Here is an 18,703-nt window from a genome sequence, read left to right on the forward strand (position 1 = left end):
TGAACATTACCAGATGGTCAGTAAAACCAGCGCCAGACAGACTGAGAGCGCAAAGAACGACAGATCCATGAGCAGCGGGTGCCAGATCTCACCGGCGTACATCCAGTCGCGAAGCTGGCGATGGATGATCAACCAGATAAAAAAGCCCAACAGCACTGCCTTAAAGAAAGGAGGGAAGTAGACCGAAGCGCCGAACACCAGGTCCTGGAGCGACAATCCGTCAGTGTTAAGACTCAGTTTCACAAGCAAAAATCCTTTGCCGTTGCAGGATGAATGTTAATGCGATGCGACTATTTACATGATAAATCATTATTTTGATTTTAATGAATCTGGTAATTCATTTGTTTTGGTAATTTAAATGCTGCACACTATTCTAAAATCAGCATAATAACTTAGCAAGCTAATTATAAGGAGATGAAATTGGAATCGCCACTTGGTTCTGATCTGGCTCGTTTAGTCCGCGTCTGGCGTGCGCTAATCGACCATCGCCTGAAACCTCTGGAGTTAACGCAGACGCACTGGGTCACGCTGCATAACATTCATCAGCTCCCGCCTGAGCAGTCGCAGATTCAGCTGGCGAAAGCCATTGGTATCGAGCAACCGTCACTGGTTCGCACGCTCGATCAGCTGGAGGAGAAAGGGCTTATTTCTCGGCAGACATGCGCAAACGATCGCCGTGCGAAGCGCATCAGGCTTACAGATAAAGCGGAACCGTTGATCGATAAAATGGAAGAGGTCATCGGGAAAACGCGCCATGAAATTCTGGCAGGCGTCTCGTCGCAAGAAGTGGAAACATTGCTGAATTTAATTCGTAAGCTCGAACAAAATATCCTTGATCTTCAGGCAAAAGATTAAGCTCATGTGGCCTGGCGTGTGCTCAAGGCCGGATTTCACCGCAGAGGGTGGGGTGTCGAAGCGTCTGGCGGTTGCCTGAGGGGAAATCCACAGCGAAGCCATTAAGCCACTGGCAACGTTACGCGGCCCGAAGAGGGCCGCACCAGCATGTTTTAACGTGGCGATACGGTGACCTGGCTGCCGCTGCCGGCAATTGCTACGCGCTGGCCGACGGAGAAGCGGGTGTCGCCTTGTTTCTGTACCACCATGATGGTATTACCATCATCTTTGCGGATTTCCAGCTCGACGCCCTGGGTTTTGTTCATGGCGCTCTGAACGCCCTGGCCAGCGACGCCCCCCGCGACGGCGCCTGCCGCCGTTGCCAGCGAGCGACCTGCGCCGCCGCCAATGGTATTACCCAGGAAGCCGCCCAGTACCGCGCCGCCGATAGCGCCAATCGCGTTGTTCTCATCGCCGCCCTGAATCTGGACTGCGCGGGTATGCACGATGGTGCCGTAGGTCACGCTTTGGACCTGTTTAGCTTCAGATGCGGAGTAAACATCACCAGAAAGGCCGCTGCTACTGACGCAGCCTGCAAGCGTAAAACCAATCATCGAGACAGCCAAAACACGTAAAATCATTTATGAATCTCCTGTTCACCAAGAAGCGTTCTGTTGAACTTCCTTGTAGCCAATTATATGGCATTTAAGCGTCTGCTGGCATAGCAGATGCAGTGACTATACAAAAAATAATAATCAGAGTTGTCTCAACATGAACTAAACATCCTATCTTTACGCGAAGAATTATCACGGTACATCATTGTTAAAAAATATTATCGCGGCGTAGTATTGCCCCCCGCTTTATGGTGGAGTGTGAGTTCTACGACAATCATGGAATGAAGGAACGCGTATGAAATCGGGTCGTTTTATCGGCGTCATGTCCGGCACCAGCCTTGATGGTATTGATGTTGTTCTCGCGGCAATTAATGAAAACCTGGTCGCCCAGCAGGCCAGCCTGACGTACCCCATCCCGATCGCCATCAAAGATGAGATTCTGGCTATTTGCCAGGGACAGTCGCTGACGCTATCACAGCTCGGGCAACTTGATACGCGACTGGGGCGACTGTTCGCTGATGCGGTTCTGGCTCTGATGCGGCAGGAGAAGTTGCAGGCAGCGGAAATCGTCGCGATTGGGTGCCACGGGCAGACGGTCTGGCATGAGCCGACAGGCGATGCGCCGAATACCATGCAGATTGGCGATAATAATCAGATCGCCGCGCGCACCGGCGTAACGGTGGTTGGCGATTTTCGCCGCCGCGATATGGCGCTGGGCGGGCAGGGAGCGCCCCTGGTTCCGGCATTCCACCATGCGCTGCTGGCGCATCCGGTGGAGCGCCGCATGATTCTCAATATTGGCGGTATCGCCAATCTCTCTTTATTGGTGCCGGGGCAGCCGGTACGCGGCTACGATACCGGCCCCGGCAATATGTTGATGGATGCGTGGATCTGGCGTCAGTGCGGTAAGCCCTACGATCAAGATGCCCAGTGGGCCAGCGAAGGGAAAGTTATTCTGCCATTGCTGCAGGATATGTTAAGCGATCCGTGGTTTGCGCTCCCCGCGCCAAAGAGCACCGGCCGGGAATACTTCAACTATGGCTGGCTCGCGCAGCATTTGACACGTTATCCGGCGCTTCGCGCCCAGGACGTACAGACGACACTGGCTGAACTGACGGCGGTAAGTATCAGTGAACAGGTATTGCTAAGCGGTGGCTGCGAGCGTTTGCTGGTATGCGGCGGCGGTGCGCGCAATCCGCTGCTGATGGCGCGTCTGGCGGCGCTGCTGCCGGGAACCGAAGTGTCGACCACCGATGAAGCAGGCATTCGCGGTGACGATATGGAAGCACTGGCTTTTGCATGGCTGGCCTGGCGGACGCTCGCCGGGTTACCCGGGAATCTCCCGTCGGTTACCGGTGCGTCGCAAGCGTCAATATTGGGTGCCATTTTCCCGGCCAATCCAGCACAGAATAAGAGTTAACTGAAATTATCCGCGCGGGTTTGTCCGTAAACTGGATGGCGTTGTGAGAGAGCATGATGTTCTCCCGGGCCGGGAAAGTTGAAGGAAAATTGATGAAAAAAATACTTATCCTTGCTGTACCTTTTATGCTCGCGGGTTGTAGCTACTACAACCAGTTTGTGGAGCGGATGAATACGGATACCCTGGCGTATCAGTGCGACCAGAAACCGTTAACCGTTCACCTCAATAATGTCCGCCAGCAGGTCAGCTTTATTTACGATAACCAGTTGTTAAATTTGCAGCAGGGGTTATCCGCCTCGGGCGCGCGCTATACCGATGGAATTTATGTCTTCTGGTCGAAAGGCGACAGCGCCACCGTCTATAAACGCGATCGCATTGTGCTGGAAAACTGCCGGTTGCAGACCGCCAGCCGTTGAGATTTCAGCCTGGGGAGCGCACAATGGCGCCACCCGTTGACTACTTTCTCATTTGCCATGCCTGATTACGACGAATTGCAGCAAATTGCGCATCTGCGCCGTGAATATACCCGTGGCGGCCTGCGTCGCCGCGACCTTCCTGCCGAACCGCTGGCGCTATTTGAGCGTTGGCTGCGCCAGGCTTGCGATGCCAAACTCGCTGACCCGACGGCGATGGTGGTGGCGACCGTTGATGAAAATCTGCAGCCTTACCAGCGTACCGTTTTGTTAAAACACTATGACGAAAAAGGGCTGGTGTTTTATACCAATATGGGAAGTCGCAAAGCGCATCAGATTGAAAAAAATCCCCGTGTCAGTCTGCTTTTCCCCTGGCATATGCTGGAGCGGCAGGTGATGGTTGTCGGCAAAGCGGAACGTTTGTCGACGCTGGACGTGGTCAAGTATTTCCACAGTCGTCCGCGTGACAGCCAGATTGGCGCCTGGGTGTCGCAGCAGTCCAGCCGCATTTCGGCGCGCGGTATCCTCGAGAGTAAGTTCCTTGAGCTGAAGCAAAAATTCCAACAGGGTGAGGTCCCCCTGCCGAGCTTCTGGGGCGGATTCCGCGTCAGCATTGAACAAATGGAGTTCTGGCAGGGCGGCGCACATCGACTGCACGATCGTTTTTTGTACCAGCAGCAAAACAGCGGCTGGCAGATCGACCGTCTGGCGCCATAAAGGGCACAAAAATGTTGTGTTAAGCGCTGGTGCTATGTGGCCCGGCGCTTTATTCTATACGCTTCATTTTTCATGCTGCATCTTCGTCAGCTGCGCTTGTCCACCGGGGACTTTCCTGATCCAGGTCCCGGTGTCTTACATGCCCGCCGCGCAATGCAACCTGAATAATTTTATGTAGATATTTTTTCGCGTCTGGCGAAAAGTCGTGTACCGGCCAAGGTGCAGTCGTTTTATACATGGAGAATTTGATGGCAAGCAGTAACTTGATTAAACAATTGCAGGAACGGGGGCTGATAGCCCAGGTGACGGACGAAGAAGCGTTAGCAGAGCGACTGGCGCAAGGCCCGATCGCGCTCTATTGCGGCTTCGACCCTACCGCCGATAGCTTGCACTTGGGGCATCTTGTTCCATTGTTATGCCTGAAACGCTTTCAACTGGCGGGCCATAAGCCCGTTGCGCTGGTGGGCGGCGCGACCGGTCTGATTGGCGATCCGAGTTTTAAAGCCGCTGAGCGTAAACTGAACACCGAAGAGACGGTGCAGGCGTGGGTGGATAAAATCCGCAAGCAGGTTGCACCGTTCCTCGATTTTGACTGTGGTGATAATTCCGCCATTGCGGCGAATAACTACGACTGGTTTGGTGGCATGAATGTGCTGACCTTCCTGCGCGACATCGGCAAGCACTTCTCCGTCAATCAGATGATCAACAAAGAAGCGGTGAAGCAGCGTCTGAACCGTGACGATCAGGGCATCTCCTTTACCGAGTTCTCCTATAACCTGTTGCAGGGTTATGACTTTGCCTGCCTGAATAAACTGCACGGCGTTACGCTGCAAATCGGCGGCTCTGACCAGTGGGGCAACATCACCTCCGGTATCGATCTGACCCGTCGTCTGCATCAGAACCAGGTGTTTGGTCTGACCGTTCCGCTGATCACCAAAGCGGATGGCACCAAGTTCGGTAAAACCGAAGGCGGCGCGGTATGGCTGGACCCGAAAAAGACCAGTCCGTACAAGTTCTACCAGTTCTGGATCAACACCGCAGATGCTGACGTGTACCGCTTCCTGAAATTCTTCACCTTCATGGACATTGCCGAGATCAATGCGCTGGAAGAAGAAGATAAGAACAGCGGTAAAGCGCCGCGCGCCCAGTATGTGCTGGCAGAGCAGGTCACGCGCCTGGTGCATGGCGAAGATGGTCTGGTTGCGGCGAAACGTATTACTGAAAGCCTGTTCAACGGTAATCTGAGCGATCTCAGCGAAGCTGATTTCGAACAACTGGCGCAAGATGGCGTGCCGATGATCGAGATGGACAAAGGCGCGGATCTGATGCAGGCGCTGGTGGATTCCGAACTGCAACCGTCTCGTGGTCAGGCGCGTAAAACCATCGCCTCTAATGCGGTGACCATCAACGGTGAAAAACAGTCCGATCCGGAATATGTCTTTGCCGATAGCGATCGCCTGTTTGGCCGCTATACCTTACTCCGTCGCGGTAAGAAAAATTACTGTCTGGTTTGCTGGAAGTAGTTGCGTAAAGGCAGGGGTGTGGGAAACCACGCCCCTTATTTTTGCTCTCAGGTAATCAAAATGAAGAATATTCTCGCCATCCAGTCTCACGTCGTTTTTGGCCACGCGGGCAACAGCGCCGCTGAATTTCCGATGCGCCGTCTCGGCGCCAATGTGTGGCCGCTTAATACCGTACAATTCTCTAACCATACCCAATACGGCAAATGGACGGGATGCGTGATGCCGCCAGCGCATTTAACGGAAATTGTGCAGGGGATCGCCGATATTAATCAGCTACAGCGCTGCGATGCGGTGTTAAGCGGATATCTTGGATCGGCTGAACAGGGCGAACATATTCTCGGGATCGTGCGTCAGGTCAAGGCTGCAAATCCGGCGGCGAAATATTTTTGCGACCCGGTAATGGGGCACCCGGAAAAGGGATGCATTGTGGCGCCCGGTGTGGCGGAGTTTCACGTGCGCTATGCGCTACCGGCAAGTGATATCATTGCGCCAAATTTAGTTGAACTGGAGATCCTCTGTGGACACCCGGTGGTTAACGTGCGTGACGCGGTTGCAGCCGCGCGCGAGTTAATTGCCCAGGGGCCGGAAGTGGTGCTGGTAAAACATCTTTCCCGTGCTGGCCTGAGTATGGATCGCTTCGAGATGTTGCTGGTGACGGCTCAGGAGTCCTGGCACATTAGCCGTCCGCTGGTGGATTTTGGTATGCGTCAGCCGGTAGGCGTTGGCGACGTGACCAGCGGATTGCTGCTGGTAAAACTGTTGCAGGGCGCGAACTTGCGCGATGCGCTGGAGCACGTTACCGCAGCAGTATATGAAATTATGCTGGCGACGAAAAATATGCAAGAGTATGAACTGCAGGTTGTGGCGGCGCAGGATCGTATCGCCTGTCCCGAACATGATTTTAGCGCTACGCAGCTATAAGCATCGGGAAATTGCCCGACCCGCGTCGGGCAAGTATTCTTCTTACTTCAGACCTTCCGCTTCCATGGCCGCGGCAACAGCAGGGCGCGCGGCAACGCGCTGCATCCACGTCGCAATATTGCCGTAGCCAGACATATCCAGCTTCACGGCATACGCCCAGCGCAGTACGGTGAACAGATAGCCATCGGCGATGGTAAAACGGTGTCCGTTAATCCACTCTTTGTCCTGCAGACACTCATCGACATAGCGCATTTTTTTATCCAGCTGCGCGCGCGCGACGGGTTTGTAATCCTCCGGAGTATCCGGGTGAAACAGGGGCGTAAAGCCTTTATGCAGCTCTGTCGCCACGTAGTTTAACCATTCCAGCGTCTGGTAGCGGGCGATGCTTCCCACCGGTGCCAGCAGTTGACGATCGGCTACCCGGTCAGCAATATATTGCATAATGGCGACGCCCTCTGTCAGCAGCACATCATCGTCAAGCAGGAGCGCCGGTACCTGACCTTTCGGGTTGATCTGCAGATAATCTCCCCCGTTTTCGAGGCGTTTTGTCATGACGTTGACGCCTTGCAAAGTGAAATCCAGACCACTTTCGCGTAGGGCGATATGCGAAGCAAGAGAGCAAGCGCCGGGTTTGTAGAACAGTTTCATCGGTAATTCCTCGTGGCTGCAGTTCTGTGTATGTTAGTCCTCCCTGTAATAAAAAAAAACTGCTAACCGCGCGCGAGTGATACGGGGGGGTCGCGCGTCGTTCACGCCTTGCATAGATGGGGAGGTTTTATGGTCAACGGCACGAGAAGTAAGATGGGGCAAAACAAAAGTACGCTATCCGTCGCCAGGTAAGCGGAAATGCGGCTCACGTTGCAGAGAAAAATGTGTGAAAAACCCGCTGGCCTGAGTGACGAAGATGCCTCACAAACACAAGCGGGTTAACGGGTTAAATTGATGTGCCCCTGGATAGCTTACGCCGTAGCGGTATCGCTGACGCTTGCCGCTTTGTCCTCGTCCTGGGTCATCCGGTTGAGCTTCGGTGCCGTCAGCAGCATCAGAAGCGCGATAACGCCGGTTGTGGCGCCGATGTTCAGGAACACACGGCTATACACGTCGAGAGACATTAGCGGGTCTGTGACGTTTTCCGGCACTGCCATCATGTTTGCAACATAGCCACCGATGATGTTCGCGCCCGCGGTGGTCAGGAACCAGCTCCCCATAATGAAGCCCATCAGACGCTGCGGCACCAACTGGGCGACCATTGCCAGGCCCAGCCCGGAAATCATCAGCTCACCAATGCTTTGCAGGCCATAGCTGGTAACCAGCCAGCTGACATTCACAATGCCTGCGTCGCTGGCGAATTTAGCGCCCAGCGGCAGCACGAGAAACGCGCCGGAACAGAGGACCATGCCAATAGCAAACTTCATTGGCATCGGTAAGGTGTCGCCCATTTTATTATAAATGGCGGCCAGAATTGGGCTGCCGATAATGATCCAGAATGGGTTCAGCGCCTGGTACTGCTCGGGTTCGAAAGCGATACCCAGCAGGGAGTGCTCAACGTTACGAATCGCAAAGAAGTTGAGAGACGTTGGCATCTGGCTGTAGAGCACGAAGAAGATGATCGCCTGCAGCATCAGAATAAACGCGACGATCATTTTACGACGGGCCGCGCCCTGCATCGCAAAGGCTTCTTTAGCAAAGATAAAGATGATGCCCAGCGCAATGACGCCCAGCGCCATACGCGCGATTCCCTGGTTGTGCAGCAGCCAGGTCGCCACGGTAATCAGAACCACGACGCCAGCGATAGTGGCCAGCAGTTTACCCACATGCAGCGGTTCAAAATCAGGTTTGGAACCGTACTGCTTAACCCAGCGCTGACAAAAAGCAAAGTTTACGATGGTAATCATCAGTCCAACAAAGCTCAGCGCGAACGCCACGCTCCAGCCAAATTTTGCGGCCAGCCAGGGCGTTGCCAGCATAGAGAAGAAGGAACCAATATTGACGGACATATAGTACATCGTAAATGCGCCGTCCAGACGGGGGTCGTTCTTATCATAGCAGGTGGAGAGCAGTGATGACGGGTTGGCTTTAAACAAGCCGTTGCCGACGGCGATAGTCGCCATGCCGACATACACAATGGAAGTATTGTGACCCGACCAGGAGACCAGAGCATAGCCGATAGCCAGAACGATGGCGCCGAGCATAATAACGCGTTTGGTACCCAGTATTTTGTCCCCCAGCCAGCCGCCGATGGCGACGAGGCCGTAGACCAGCGCGCTAAAGGAGGAGAACAGGGTGATCGAGTCCGCTTCTGACATACCCAGTTGCTTAACCAGGTAGACGGCCATAATTCCTTGTAGGCCATAGAAACCAAAACGCTCCCATAACTCAATAGAGAAGATGAGATAGAACGAGCGTGGCTGTTTGAAAGCGTTCAAACTCACGCTTTCTGTTGGTTTATTGTTTGCAGTAGACACAAATACCTCTTTTTTTACGTCCCGTCTTAAGGGGGGTGTTCAGGGCGACGTCTGCGAAGCGCATCGCCTTTATAGTTATTCTGGAGGAAAAACGGCAGGTAATGTTCACTATCCTGGTGGTTCAGGCAAGTGTTTTGTAATGATCTGTTACATATCTCTTTAACGTTATAATACTCGGCTGATTTAAATGTTATGCAGAGTTAAATTTCGACCATGTGCTAATGATAGCGTTTTTATCTTATTGGATGGAATTTTTTCTATGTGGTGGGTATATATTCTGCTGATAAGGTGTTTATCCAGGGATATGAGTTGAAATAGAAAAAATTAATGGTTTATTATTTCGGATTGTGGCCTGTAGGAACTGTAATCGGTCATGCTGCCTCTGAGTTCAGTAACAAGATATCAACAATACTTGTGCAGAATGAAGAGGGGGACAAATGCATAGAAATTTTATCTCTTAAAAAAACCAATAATCTGATAATTGGTTATATAAGAGAATAATCGCCGGTTTAAAACGGCTTTATTGCGAAAGCAGCATAAAAATGCGTCGCTAAACAGAGCCATTGCCAAACGGCGGGTGATGGCTCTGTCTGCTTTCAGGGATAAACCTTCTCTTTGAACTCACAAAGGTCTTCAATCAGGCAGGAGCCGCAGCGCGGTTTGCGGGCAACGCAGGTGTAACGACCATGCAGAATTAACCAATGGTGGCAATCTACCTTGAATTCGGCAGGAACGACTTTTAACAGTTTTTCTTCGACCTGCTCAACGTTCTTGCCCGGCGCAAATTGTGTCCGATTACAAACGCGGAAAATATGCGTATCGACGGCAATCGTCGGCCAGCCGAAAGCGGTATTCAGCACTACATTGGCGGTTTTTCGCCCGACGCCAGGTAGCGCCTCAAGCGCCGCCCGATCCTCCGGTACTTCACCATTATGCTGTTCAAGCAGGATCCGGCAGGTTTTAATGACATTTTCCGCTTTGCTGTTAAAAAGACCGATGGTCTTGATATACGATTTTACACCCTCAACGCCCAGCTCCAGCATCGCCGCAGGGGTGTTGGCGCGTGGATAAAGTTTTGCCGTCGCTTTATTGACGCTGACATCGGTCGCCTGTGCTGAGAGCAGTACGGCGATGAGTAACTCAAACGGCGAGTTAAAATTCAGTTCGGTAGTGGGGTGCGGGTTGTTATCCCTGAGTCGGATGAGGATCTCAAGGCGTTTACTCTTATTCATCCTATGCTTTTCCCGTCACATCAGTAGGTGCGGCGATACCGGTTTGTACCGCGTTTGCTTTGCGCTGTTTGCTACGTTCATCAATGAGATATTTTACCGCCAGCATCATGCCGAGGCCAATAAATGCGCCCGGCGGCAGCATCGCCAGCAGGAACGGCGTGTCGGTATGAAATACTTCGATCCGCAGCGCTTTGGCCCAACTGCCGAGCAGGCTATCGGCGCCGTCAAACAGGGTGCCGTTCCCAAGAATTTCGCGCATTGAACCGAGGACAAACATGGCGCAGGTTGCCCCCATTCCGATTGAAAATCCATCCAGCGCTGACAGCGCCGGGTTGTTTTTCGCGGCGAAGGCCTCCGCGCGCCCGACCACAATGCAGTTGGTGACGATAAGCGGGATAAAGATCCCCAGCGACTGGTAAAGGCCAAAGGCGTAAGCATTAATCAACATCTGCACCACGCTCACCACCGACGCGATGATCATCACGTAAATCGGAATACGGATTTCCGCAGGCGTCCAGCGGCGCAGGCTGGAGATGGTCAGGTTCGTCAGCGTCAGTACCAGGGTGGTCGCCAGCCCAAGCCCAAGGGCGTTGGTGGCGGTAGAGGTGACGGCCAGCAGAGGGCACATCCCCAGCAACTGGACCAGTGCGGAGTTGTTTTTCCACAACCCCTGAACAATAACGTCTTTTACTTCACTCATGGTCTAGTCTCCACAGGACGTGAATGCGGAAATCTGCGTCGGCAGCGTTTGGGCATAGAGCCCGGCGCGCTTAACGGCGTTGACCACCGCGCGGGGAGTAATCGTGGCCCCGGTAAACTGGTCAAAATCGCCGCCATCTTTTTTTACCGCCCAGTGACTGTCGCTGGGCCCGTGGATCACTTTACCGGCAAACAGGGTGATCCAGTCAGAAATTCTGAGTTCGATTTTATCACCCAGCCCCGGCGTTTCGTGATGCTCTGTGACGCGGGTTCCCAGCACCGTACCGTTAAAATCAGCGGCGACCAGGAGCTGAATAGCGCCAGAATAGCCGTCCGGCGCGGTGGCTTCCATCACTGCCCCTACTGGCCGCCCATCGTTTTGCGCAATCCATATTTTATGCTGGCCTTTACCCAGTGCCGGCGCGCTAACCAGGTAGCAGTTTTTCAGCAAATCGTTGTTGTAAAGATTCGCGGGCATCACCTGGTCGAACAGGGCTTTTTGCTGCAGGCTGGCCTGGCCTTCAATTGTACTTTTGGTCAGTTCATTGATGGCCGCCGTCAGCCCGGTAGACCCTGCGGCAAAGAGCGCCAGCGTGATACCGTGTTTACGCATGCTTTTTAACATGTTCGGGTCCTCAGCGGTGGCCGTACACGCGCGGGCGCGTGTAGTGATCGATCAACGGAACGGTAATATTCGCCAGCAGCACGGCAAAGGCCACACCGTCAGGATAACCGCCAAAGCTGCGAATCAACCATACCAAAAGCCCTGCCAGGGCGCCAAAAATCAGACGTCCCCGATTGGTGGTGGAGGCTGTCACCGGGTCGGTCAGGATAAAGAATGCGCCCAGCATGGTCGCGCCGGACAACAGATGAATCTGCGGCGAGGCGAGGCTATCCGGTGAAAATAACCATCCCAATGTGGCGCAAACGGTAAGGCTTAGCAGGAAGCTCAGCGGAATATGCCAGCGGATGGCCTTCTGCCAAAGCAGGAACACGCCGCCCGCCAGCCAGGCCACATTGACCCATTGCCAGCCGAGGCCAGCCAGTGCACCGCCATAAATAGGATATTGCAGGATCTCTTTTACCTGATGACCCGCATGCAGCGACGTTTTAAAGGTATCCAGCGGCGTCGCCTGGCTGATGCCGTCAATGTCGATCCGCAGGCTATTGATATCGCCGCCCGTGGTGGTGCTCCCGGTAAAAATAATATGCAGTGCATCACGGAAGCCCGGAATAGTCGCGGCGATCTCGTGCGGCGGGAGCCAGGATGTCATCTGTACGGGGAAGGAGATCAGCAGCACTACATAGCCAATCATCGCCGGGTTAAATGGGTTATGACCCAAACCGCCGTACAATTGTTTGGCAATAATCACTGCGAAGGCTGTACCTAAGATAATCATCCACCATGGGGTAAAGGGTGGGATACTGATCGCCAGCAGCAGACCGGTCAGCAGCGCTGAATTGTCAGCAAGGATCGCGGGAATATTTTGTTTACGCAGCCTGAGGATGGCGGCTTCGGCGCCCCAGGCCGTTAAAGCGGCGAGGATAATTTGTAATACCGTGCCCCAGCCGAAAAACCAGGTCTGAACCACAATACCAGGTACGGTGGCGAGCAGCACCAGCAGCATAATGCGGGAAGTCTGGCGCTGATTGTGGGTATAAGGGGAACTTGCGATTCTGAAAACCATTTAATCCTCGTTAACTGCCTGCCGGGATGCTTTCCGGGCCTGAACGCGGGCGATTGCTTCAGCGACTGCCGCTTTACGGGCGTCGTCATTGGCTGCCGACGTGGGAACTGCATTTTGTTGCCCTGCTTTACGCGCCTTCGCCCGGGCAATGGCGGCCTCGACGGCGGCTTTGCGCGGATCAACGTCGGCAGCGGGCGGTTCGGTTGCGGCGGGCTCAGTTAGCTCGGCCTGCTGCGCTGCTTTACGCGCTTTAGCGCGGGCAATGGCGGCTTCGACGGCGGCTTTACGCGGGTCAACGTCAGCAGCGGGCGGTTCAGCTGCGGTGGGCTCAGCCGCCTCGGCCTGCTGCGCTGCTTTACGCGCTTTAGCGCGGGCAATGGCGGCTTCGACGACGGCTTTACGCGGGTCAACGTCAGCAGCGGGCGGTTCGGTTGCAGCAGGCTCAGCCGCCTCGGTCTGCTGCGCTACTTTACGCGTCTTCGCCCGGGCAATGGCGGCTTCGATGGCGGCTTTACGCGGGTCAACGTCGGCAGCGGGCAGTTCGGTTGCGGCGGGTTCAGCCGCAGCCGTCAGCTGCGCCGCCTTGCGGGCGCGAGCCTCGGCCTTACGGGCTTCACGCGCGGCGATAGCTTCACTGTTATCCGGTTTTGCACCTGGCTGCACCACTATCGGCTGCGCAGCATCACGCTGCTTGTCGCGCACGCGGGCGAGGGCGGCATTGATGGCATCCTGATCTTTGGCTGCCGGTTGTACGGCTGCTTGCTTATGACGCGCCAGACGCGCTGCTTTATCTCGCTCCAGACGCGCCTGTCGCGCTTCGAAGCGCGCTTTTGCTTCCGCTGCGCGCTTCTCTTCTTGCGCAATGGCGCTGATCTCGGCTTTCTCCTGACGGAAATACTGTACCAGCGGGATATTACTCGGGCATACCCAGGCGCAGGCGCCGCACTCAATGCAGTCTTGCAGATTGTGGCTGATGGCTTTGTCGTGCTGCTGGCCTTTACTGAACCAGTATAATTGCTGCGGCAGGAGATCGGCCGGGCAGGCGTCAGCGCAAGCGCTGCAACGGATGCAGCCTTTTTCCTCCGCCGCTTCACCCATTTCGCTGGCCGATGGCGCGAGCAGGCAGTTGGTGATTTTTACCACCGGCACATCGAGCCAGGGCAGGGTAAAGCCCATTAACGGGCCGCCCATAATGACCATTTGTTCAGTGCCGGGACAGAAACCGGCGTCTTTTAGCAGATGGCTGACCGGGGTACCGAGACGCGCCCAGACGTTACCCGGACGCGCAACCGCTTCACCAGTGAGCGTTACAACGCGTTCTGTCAGCGGTTCACCGTCCACCACCGCGCGTTTTACCGCATAGGCCGTGCCGACGTTTTGCATTAACACGCCGATATCGGAGGAGCGGCCACCGTGAGGTACCTGTTTCCCGGTCAGAATTTGCGTCAGTTGTTTCGCGCCGCCGGAGGGGTATTTTGTCGGGATCACGCGCAGTGAAATACCATGCGTGTTGGCCAGTACCGCCCGCAGCATTGAAATCGCCTGCGGTTTATTATCCTCAATACCGATCAGCACCTGACGCGGTTGCAGGATATGGGCAAGGATGCGGATACCTTCAACAATCTGCGCCGCACAGTCCTGCATCAGGCGATCATCGGCGGTGATATAGGGCTCGCACTCGGCGGCGTTGATAATTAATGTCTCAATTTTATCGCCGCCACCGCGCAGCTTCGATCCGGTCGGGAAACCGGCGCCGCCCAGACCGGCGACGCCGAACTGATGAATGCGCTCAATCAGCTCTTCACGGGATCTATTCTGGTAATCACTCCAGCCGTCGCGTTCAATCCAGCGATCTTCGCCGTCGGCATCAATAATGACGCTCATCTCCGCCAGCGCAGAAGGATGGGCGGTCGAGTGGGGCGCGATAGCCGTCACCGTACCGGAGGTCGGGGCGTGAACGGGCAGCATTTTGCCCCAGCCGCGCGTCAATGGTTGGCCGCGCAGCACACGATCGCCGGGCTGTACGCACAGAACCCCTTCATCGCCAATATGTTGTTTCAACGGAATGACAAAACGCTGCGGCAGAGGAACCTGGCGCAGCGGCGTACCGTTGGACTGGGTTTTCATTTCAGGCGGATGAATGCCGCCGTTGAAATCCCAGATGTTGTCTTTGCGAAAAGCGGAAAATAACTTAAACATGTTGTTCCACAGGAATATTGCGTACCGGAATGGTTTGAAGATCCCATTTCCAGCTTGCTGTCATCGCGGCAACCGGGCGCAATTCGATACATTGCGTCGGACAAGGGGCCACGCAAAGATTACACCCGGTGCAGATGTCGCTCATCACCGTATGCATGGCGCGGGTCGCGCCGACAATGGCGTCGACAGGACAGGCCTGAATGCATTTCGTGCAGCCGATGCAGTTCGCTTCGTCGATTACTGCCAGCATTCGGGCAGGCGCTGACTCTTGTTCATCGCCATCAATGGGTTGCGGGTCAACGTTCAGCAGTTCGGCGATTTTGAGCATCACCGCTTCGCCGCCGGGTGCGCAACAGTTAATTTTCTCTCCCTGGGTGCCAACGGCCTCCGCGTAGGGGCGGCAGCCAGGGTAACCGCACTGACCACACTGGCTCTGCGGGAGCAACGCATCGATTTTTTCAACCACCGGGTCATCTTCCACCGCGAAACGGCGTGAGGCGTATCCCAGAATTAAGCCGAAAATCAGACCAAGCAGGCTAAGCGCGATCACGGCTATCCAGACAGCGTTCATTACAACTTCACCAAACCACTAAAGCCCATAAATGCCAGAGACATTAAACCGGCGGTAATCAATGCAATCGCATTGCCGCGAAAGGGGGCCGGAACATCCGCAACCACCAGACGTTCGCGAATGGCGGCGAACAGCACCATCACCAATGAAAAGCCTACCGCGGCAGCGAAGCCGTACAGCGCTGATTGCAGGAAATTATGTCCAAGGTTAATGTTTAACAGCGCAACGCCAAGCACCGCACAGTTGGTGGTGATTAGCGGCAAGAAAATGCCTAACAGGCGATACAGTGCCGGGCTGGTTTTGCGTACCACCATCTCGGTGAACTGCACCACGACGGCGATGACGAGGATAAAAGCCAGCGTGCGCAAGTAGATCAGGTCGAGCGGGATAAGGATCCAGGTATCGATCAGCCAGGCGCAAATCGAGGCCAGGGTCATCACAAATGTGGTGGCGAGACCCATCCCCATCGCGGTTTCCAGTTTTTTGGAAACCCCCATAAACGGGCACAATCCAAGGAACTTCACCAGCACGAAGTTGTTAACAAGGACAGTGCCAATAAAGAGCAGTAAATAATCAGCCATCATTCGACCTGAAATAGAAATAGCCCGCTATTATCGAATAAATCAATACCGGCGACAATAGGTTAACTGTGTGGTTATTACGGATTCACAAAGGTTCGCTTAACGCGCCGGGAGCGCCTGAAGTAAGGCGCCAGCAGCGCCGCCGCAAGCAGGGGGAACAGTAGCTGGCGCAGCGCCAGAGTATCCGTCACCGGAGAGAAAGCGAAAGCTTTTATCGCCAGCAACAGGGTTATCAGTAACCAGATGATATAGTGTTTTGGCACAATTTTCCGCCGTTTGAAGAAGGCAATGGTCAGCCACAGCGTATAATACCACATGGCAGCGGCGAATATCAGCGATGCAATCCACAGCGCAAGATGTCCGCTACTCATATCGCTCAGTAATGCATAAGTCTGAGAAGAGATCAGCGCATGAGCAAAAATAAGCAATGATAATGAGGCGCTAAGTAAGGCAACCAGTAGCCATGCCAGCGGCGCAAGTAGCCATCCGCCAATACGTTCCGCAGAGTGCGAGGACATTGTGACTCCTGAATTCAATGCAAATGATTCCCGCCATACTTCGGGTTGCGGGGTGTGGTGTTTCTTGATTACGGTTATTCACCCCATCCATGGGTTTCGCCCTTCGGGCCGCCGCAAGTCGTGTTTAATCCGCTTCCGGCTGATTTATCATGCCGTTCGGCCGGTGATGCCCTTCTCGTTTTTGGGGTGCACCGCGTTGTTTAAAAAGCGCCTGCGTATTTTTTGTCCGCAAAGGTAAATTATTTAGTCAATGTAAATAAAACGCCGGACGGAAAGTATAAGCAACGGGCATGAATGATTACCGTCTTTTATTGCACGTAGCGCCAGACGGATTTAGGGACTTCGCCTATGTTGAACAATTTACCGCCGGAAACCAGCTCCGCCCGACGATGATCGGCGGCGCGATACATGTTGACGATCTCTTCACTGTCGGTAAGGGAATAGTTGAGATGGTCAAAAAGTTTTTCCAGACTTTCCAGTGAACTGATTTTACGGAATTTTAATAAGTAGTCCTGAACGGTCATTTGCGTATCCATTTTATAATGGGAATAAAAAGTAGAATATACCAATTCTTAGTAAACCTGTTCTCAACCAGCAGTTCCTTTTCGGGCTGACTGTATGGAATTATTTCGGTTGTAAATACCTATGACAAGAACAGATGATGTTTCTGGCCTGGTAAAAAGAAATTTAAGAATATTCCAGAACTGAATCAGGCGCCGGGTGGCGCCTGGAAGAGAAGATTAACGCTGTTCGCCTCGGCTGGCAATAACGTTTTGGTCGCAAAAAACGCTTTTTCCATTTGCGCGCCAGGTTTGGTTGTTGAACGGCGTATACCGCTGTTGTCACCATTAAGCACGCCGCCGGACAGTCCGTTTCTGAAGCGATTGCCCGGCGGCGAAGCGGAACGGCTTTATTTCGCTAACGGCGTTGTCCGGGCAGCATCAACGGCAGGCGGAGATTGGTAGTTATCAATATGGTGAGCAATAACTAAAAGCAAGGATGAAACGCCCAAAACAATCCAGCCAATAAGTTCTACAATACGATTAAAAACGTTTTCCATAACTCTACAACAGCAGTGAACCAGACCAGAATGGTACTAAATGACTGAAACAACGCAAGTGTTAGCGGATTATTGTTGCACAACTGGCGTAAAGGTGAGCAATTGCAATTAGTCTAACCCGTCGGCAGGAGCTGGCTGATGCGGAGGTTATGGTGACAAAATTATCTTTCGATAAAGGGGCCGAGAAATGAGTGATGCTATTCGGGTGGGATTAATCGGTTACGGTTATGCAAGTAAAACTTTTCATGCGCCACTGATCAGCGGTACACCGGGAATGACGCTGGCAGCGATTTCCAGCAGTGATGAAAGCAAGGTTCTGGCTGACTGGCCGATGGTGAAGGTGGTGTCGCAGCCAGCGCAACTTTTTCACGACCCAACGCTGGATCTACTGGTTATTCCTACGCCAAACGATACCCATTTTCCGCTGGCCAGAGCCGCGCTGGAAGCGGGGAAGCACGTTGTGGTGGATAAGCCTTTTACCGTGACACTGTCACAAGCTCGTGAGCTTGAGGTTATTGCGAAAGCTACAGGGCGGCTGCTGTCCGTCTTCCATAATCGTCGCTGGGATAGCGATTTTCTCACGGTGAAGGCGCTGATTAATGACGGTTTACTCGGTGAAATCGGCTATTTTGAATCGCATTTTGATCGCTATCGTCCGCAGGTGCGTAATCGCTGGCGCGAACAAGGCGGGCCAGGTAGCGGTATCTGGTACGATCTTGGCCCGCACCTCCTCGATCAGGCGATTAATCTCTTTGGCCTGCCGGTCAGCTTGAGCGTCGATCTGGCGCAATTGCGGCCGGGCTCCCAGTCCACCGACTATTTTCATGCCGTGTTAGCTTATCCACAGCGCCGTGTGGTGCTGCACGGCACGTTGCTGGCAGCGGCGGAAACGGCTCGTTATATTATTCATGGCTCACGGGGAAGCTATGTTAAATATGGCCTCGACCCGCAGGAGGCGCGGCTGAAAAGCGGTGAACGCCTGCCGCAAGAGGACTGGGGATACGATATGCGCGATGGGGTATTGACTCGGGTAGACGGTGAAGAGCGAACCGAAGCGTCGTGGCTCACGCAGCCGGGAAATTATCCCGCATATTATGCCGCCATTCGCGACGCCCTTAATGGCGTAGGTGATAATCCGGTCCCGGCGAGTCAGGCTATCCAGATAATGGAGTTGATAGAACTTGGGCTGGAGTCGGCAAGGCACCGGGCGACGCTGTGCCTGAATTAACGGTACGGCGTGCCTCTCGC

The 18,703-nt window shown here is 54.0% G+C and carries 21 protein-coding genes; 7 read left to right on the plus strand and 14 right to left on the minus strand.

What is annotated here, in order from left to right:
- Window positions 1–6: 6 nt before the first annotated feature.
- A complete protein-coding gene (locus FE839_RS02725) occupies window positions 7–243 on the minus strand; it encodes a DUF1656 domain-containing protein (protein ID WP_138358883.1) in 237 nt (78 codons plus the stop codon).
- A gap of 171 nt (window positions 244–414) precedes the next feature.
- On the opposite strand from FE839_RS02725, the gene slyA reads away from it, so the two are divergent.
- Window positions 415–855 (plus strand): transcriptional regulator SlyA, encoded by a 441-nt coding sequence (gene slyA, locus FE839_RS02730; protein ID WP_138358885.1) that lies wholly within the window; start codon window positions 415–417, stop codon window positions 853–855.
- Window positions 856–1,007: 152 nt separating this feature from the next.
- Here slyA and slyB read toward each other — a convergent pair whose 3' ends face one another.
- Window positions 1,008–1,475: an outer membrane lipoprotein SlyB gene (slyB, locus tag FE839_RS02735; protein ID WP_138358887.1), complete on the minus strand. Its 468-nt coding sequence runs from the start codon at window positions 1,473–1,475 to the stop codon at window positions 1,008–1,010.
- A 268-nt stretch (window positions 1,476–1,743) separates the two neighbouring features.
- Between slyB and anmK the strand changes: the two genes are divergently transcribed.
- The 5 genes from anmK (at window position 1,744) to pdxY (ending at window position 6,442) form a co-directional block, all read left to right on the plus strand.
- The gene (anmK, locus tag FE839_RS02740; protein ID WP_138358889.1) at window positions 1,744–2,868 is read left to right on the plus strand and encodes an anhydro-N-acetylmuramic acid kinase; all 1,125 of its coding nucleotides are present in this window, start codon (window positions 1,744–1,746) and stop codon (window positions 2,866–2,868) included.
- A 92-nt stretch (window positions 2,869–2,960) separates the two neighbouring features.
- The gene (gene mliC, locus FE839_RS02745; RefSeq protein ID WP_138358891.1) at window positions 2,961–3,284 is read left to right on the plus strand and encodes a C-type lysozyme inhibitor; all 324 of its coding nucleotides are present in this window, start codon (window positions 2,961–2,963) and stop codon (window positions 3,282–3,284) included.
- Between the two features lie 57 nt (window positions 3,285–3,341).
- Complete coding sequence (pdxH, locus tag FE839_RS02750; RefSeq protein ID WP_138359023.1) at window positions 3,342–3,998, plus strand: pyridoxamine 5'-phosphate oxidase; 657 nt, start codon at window positions 3,342–3,344, stop codon at window positions 3,996–3,998.
- A gap of 248 nt (window positions 3,999–4,246) precedes the next feature.
- Window positions 4,247–5,521, plus strand: coding sequence for a tyrosine--tRNA ligase (tyrS, locus tag FE839_RS02755; RefSeq protein WP_138358893.1), 1,275 nt, complete (start codon window positions 4,247–4,249; stop codon window positions 5,519–5,521).
- Between the two features lie 60 nt (window positions 5,522–5,581).
- A complete protein-coding gene (pdxY, locus tag FE839_RS02760; protein WP_138358895.1) occupies window positions 5,582–6,442 on the plus strand; it encodes a pyridoxal kinase PdxY in 861 nt (286 codons plus the stop codon).
- A 42-nt stretch (window positions 6,443–6,484) separates the two neighbouring features.
- Here pdxY and gstA read toward each other — a convergent pair whose 3' ends face one another.
- From gstA to blr, 12 genes are all read right to left on the minus strand, one after another.
- Window positions 6,485–7,090, minus strand: a complete 606-nt coding sequence (gene gstA / locus FE839_RS02765; protein ID WP_138358897.1) for a glutathione transferase GstA — start codon at window positions 7,088–7,090, stop codon at window positions 6,485–6,487.
- A 311-nt stretch (window positions 7,091–7,401) separates the two neighbouring features.
- Window positions 7,402–8,907, minus strand: coding sequence for a dipeptide/tripeptide permease DtpA (gene dtpA, locus FE839_RS02770; RefSeq protein ID WP_138358899.1), 1,506 nt, complete (start codon window positions 8,905–8,907; stop codon window positions 7,402–7,404).
- A 596-nt stretch (window positions 8,908–9,503) separates the two neighbouring features.
- Window positions 9,504–10,139 (minus strand): endonuclease III, encoded by a 636-nt coding sequence (gene nth, locus FE839_RS02775; RefSeq protein WP_138358901.1) that lies wholly within the window; start codon window positions 10,137–10,139, stop codon window positions 9,504–9,506.
- Between the two features lies 1 nt (window position 10,140).
- Window positions 10,141–10,839, minus strand: coding sequence for an electron transport complex subunit E (locus tag FE839_RS02780; RefSeq protein ID WP_138358903.1), 699 nt, complete (start codon window positions 10,837–10,839; stop codon window positions 10,141–10,143).
- A gap of 3 nt (window positions 10,840–10,842) precedes the next feature.
- A complete protein-coding gene (rsxG, locus tag FE839_RS02785; protein ID WP_138358905.1) occupies window positions 10,843–11,463 on the minus strand; it encodes an electron transport complex subunit RsxG in 621 nt (206 codons plus the stop codon).
- 10 nt (window positions 11,464–11,473) lie between these two features.
- Entirely contained in the window at window positions 11,474–12,526 is a 1,053-nt protein-coding gene (rsxD, locus tag FE839_RS02790; protein WP_138358907.1) for an electron transport complex subunit RsxD, read from the minus strand.
- On the minus strand, window positions 12,527–14,725 hold the full coding sequence (gene rsxC, locus FE839_RS02795) for an electron transport complex subunit RsxC (RefSeq protein ID WP_138358909.1): 2,199 nt from the start codon (window positions 14,723–14,725) through the stop codon (window positions 12,527–12,529).
- The gene (rsxB, locus tag FE839_RS02800) at window positions 14,718–15,296 is read right to left on the minus strand and encodes an electron transport complex subunit RsxB (protein WP_138358911.1); all 579 of its coding nucleotides are present in this window, start codon (window positions 15,294–15,296) and stop codon (window positions 14,718–14,720) included. The genes rsxC and rsxB overlap by 8 nt, the downstream gene beginning before the upstream one ends.
- Window positions 15,296–15,877, minus strand: coding sequence for an electron transport complex subunit RsxA (rsxA, locus tag FE839_RS02805; RefSeq protein ID WP_138358913.1), 582 nt, complete (start codon window positions 15,875–15,877; stop codon window positions 15,296–15,298). Before rsxA ends, rsxB begins: the two co-directional genes overlap by 1 nt.
- Before the next feature lie 77 nt (window positions 15,878–15,954).
- A complete protein-coding gene (locus FE839_RS02810; protein ID WP_138358915.1) occupies window positions 15,955–16,395 on the minus strand; it encodes a DUF2569 domain-containing protein in 441 nt (146 codons plus the stop codon).
- 308 nt (window positions 16,396–16,703) lie between these two features.
- Complete coding sequence (gene ydgT, locus FE839_RS02815) at window positions 16,704–16,919, minus strand: transcription modulator YdgT (protein ID WP_138358917.1); 216 nt, start codon at window positions 16,917–16,919, stop codon at window positions 16,704–16,706.
- A 386-nt stretch (window positions 16,920–17,305) separates the two neighbouring features.
- Entirely contained in the window at window positions 17,306–17,455 is a 150-nt protein-coding gene (blr, locus tag FE839_RS02820; RefSeq protein WP_138358919.1) for a division septum protein Blr, read from the minus strand.
- A gap of 187 nt (window positions 17,456–17,642) precedes the next feature.
- Here blr and FE839_RS02825 point away from each other — a divergent pair, with 187 nt between their 5' ends.
- Entirely contained in the window at window positions 17,643–18,683 is a 1,041-nt protein-coding gene (locus FE839_RS02825) for an oxidoreductase (protein ID WP_138358921.1), read from the plus strand.
- Window positions 18,684–18,703: the final 20 nt, after the last annotated feature.

The sequence above is a fragment of the Klebsiella indica genome, from assembly GCF_005860775.1.
In the GTDB taxonomy this organism is placed as follows: Bacteria; Pseudomonadota; Gammaproteobacteria; order Enterobacterales; family Enterobacteriaceae; genus Klebsiella; species Klebsiella indica.

What these genes read in the sequence shown, in the direction of transcription:
- slyA (WP_138358885.1), top strand. Translation starts at nt 415, where the DNA reads ATGAAATTGGAATCGCCACTTGGTTCTGATCTGGCTCGTTTAGTCCGC.
- slyB (WP_138358887.1), bottom strand. Translation starts at nt 1,475, where the DNA reads ATGATTTTACGTGTTTTGGCTGTCTCGATGATTGGTTTTACGCTTGCA.
- anmK (WP_138358889.1), top strand. Translation starts at nt 1,744, where the DNA reads ATGAAATCGGGTCGTTTTATCGGCGTCATGTCCGGCACCAGCCTTGAT.
- mliC (WP_138358891.1), top strand. Translation starts at nt 2,961, where the DNA reads ATGAAAAAAATACTTATCCTTGCTGTACCTTTTATGCTCGCGGGTTGT.
- pdxH (WP_138359023.1), top strand. Translation starts at nt 3,342, where the DNA reads ATGCCTGATTACGACGAATTGCAGCAAATTGCGCATCTGCGCCGTGAA.
- tyrS (WP_138358893.1), top strand. Translation starts at nt 4,247, where the DNA reads ATGGCAAGCAGTAACTTGATTAAACAATTGCAGGAACGGGGGCTGATA.
- pdxY (WP_138358895.1), top strand. Translation starts at nt 5,582, where the DNA reads ATGAAGAATATTCTCGCCATCCAGTCTCACGTCGTTTTTGGCCACGCG.
- gstA (WP_138358897.1), bottom strand. Translation starts at nt 7,090, where the DNA reads ATGAAACTGTTCTACAAACCCGGCGCTTGCTCTCTTGCTTCGCATATC.
- nth (WP_138358901.1), bottom strand. Translation starts at nt 10,139, where the DNA reads ATGAATAAGAGTAAACGCCTTGAGATCCTCATCCGACTCAGGGATAAC.
- FE839_RS02780 (WP_138358903.1), bottom strand. Translation starts at nt 10,839, where the DNA reads ATGAGTGAAGTAAAAGACGTTATTGTTCAGGGGTTGTGGAAAAACAAC.
- rsxG (WP_138358905.1), bottom strand. Translation starts at nt 11,463, where the DNA reads ATGTTAAAAAGCATGCGTAAACACGGTATCACGCTGGCGCTCTTTGCC.
- rsxD (WP_138358907.1), bottom strand. Translation starts at nt 12,526, where the DNA reads ATGGTTTTCAGAATCGCAAGTTCCCCTTATACCCACAATCAGCGCCAG.
- rsxC (WP_138358909.1), bottom strand. Translation starts at nt 14,725, where the DNA reads ATGTTTAAGTTATTTTCCGCTTTTCGCAAAGACAACATCTGGGATTTC.
- rsxB (WP_138358911.1), bottom strand. Translation starts at nt 15,296, where the DNA reads ATGAACGCTGTCTGGATAGCCGTGATCGCGCTTAGCCTGCTTGGTCTG.
- rsxA (WP_138358913.1), bottom strand. Translation starts at nt 15,877, where the DNA reads ATGGCTGATTATTTACTGCTCTTTATTGGCACTGTCCTTGTTAACAAC.
- FE839_RS02810 (WP_138358915.1), bottom strand. Translation starts at nt 16,395, where the DNA reads ATGTCCTCGCACTCTGCGGAACGTATTGGCGGATGGCTACTTGCGCCG.
- ydgT (WP_138358917.1), bottom strand. Translation starts at nt 16,919, where the DNA reads ATGACCGTTCAGGACTACTTATTAAAATTCCGTAAAATCAGTTCACTG.
- blr (WP_138358919.1), bottom strand. Translation starts at nt 17,455, where the DNA reads ATGGAAAACGTTTTTAATCGTATTGTAGAACTTATTGGCTGGATTGTT.
- FE839_RS02825 (WP_138358921.1), top strand. Translation starts at nt 17,643, where the DNA reads ATGAGTGATGCTATTCGGGTGGGATTAATCGGTTACGGTTATGCAAGT.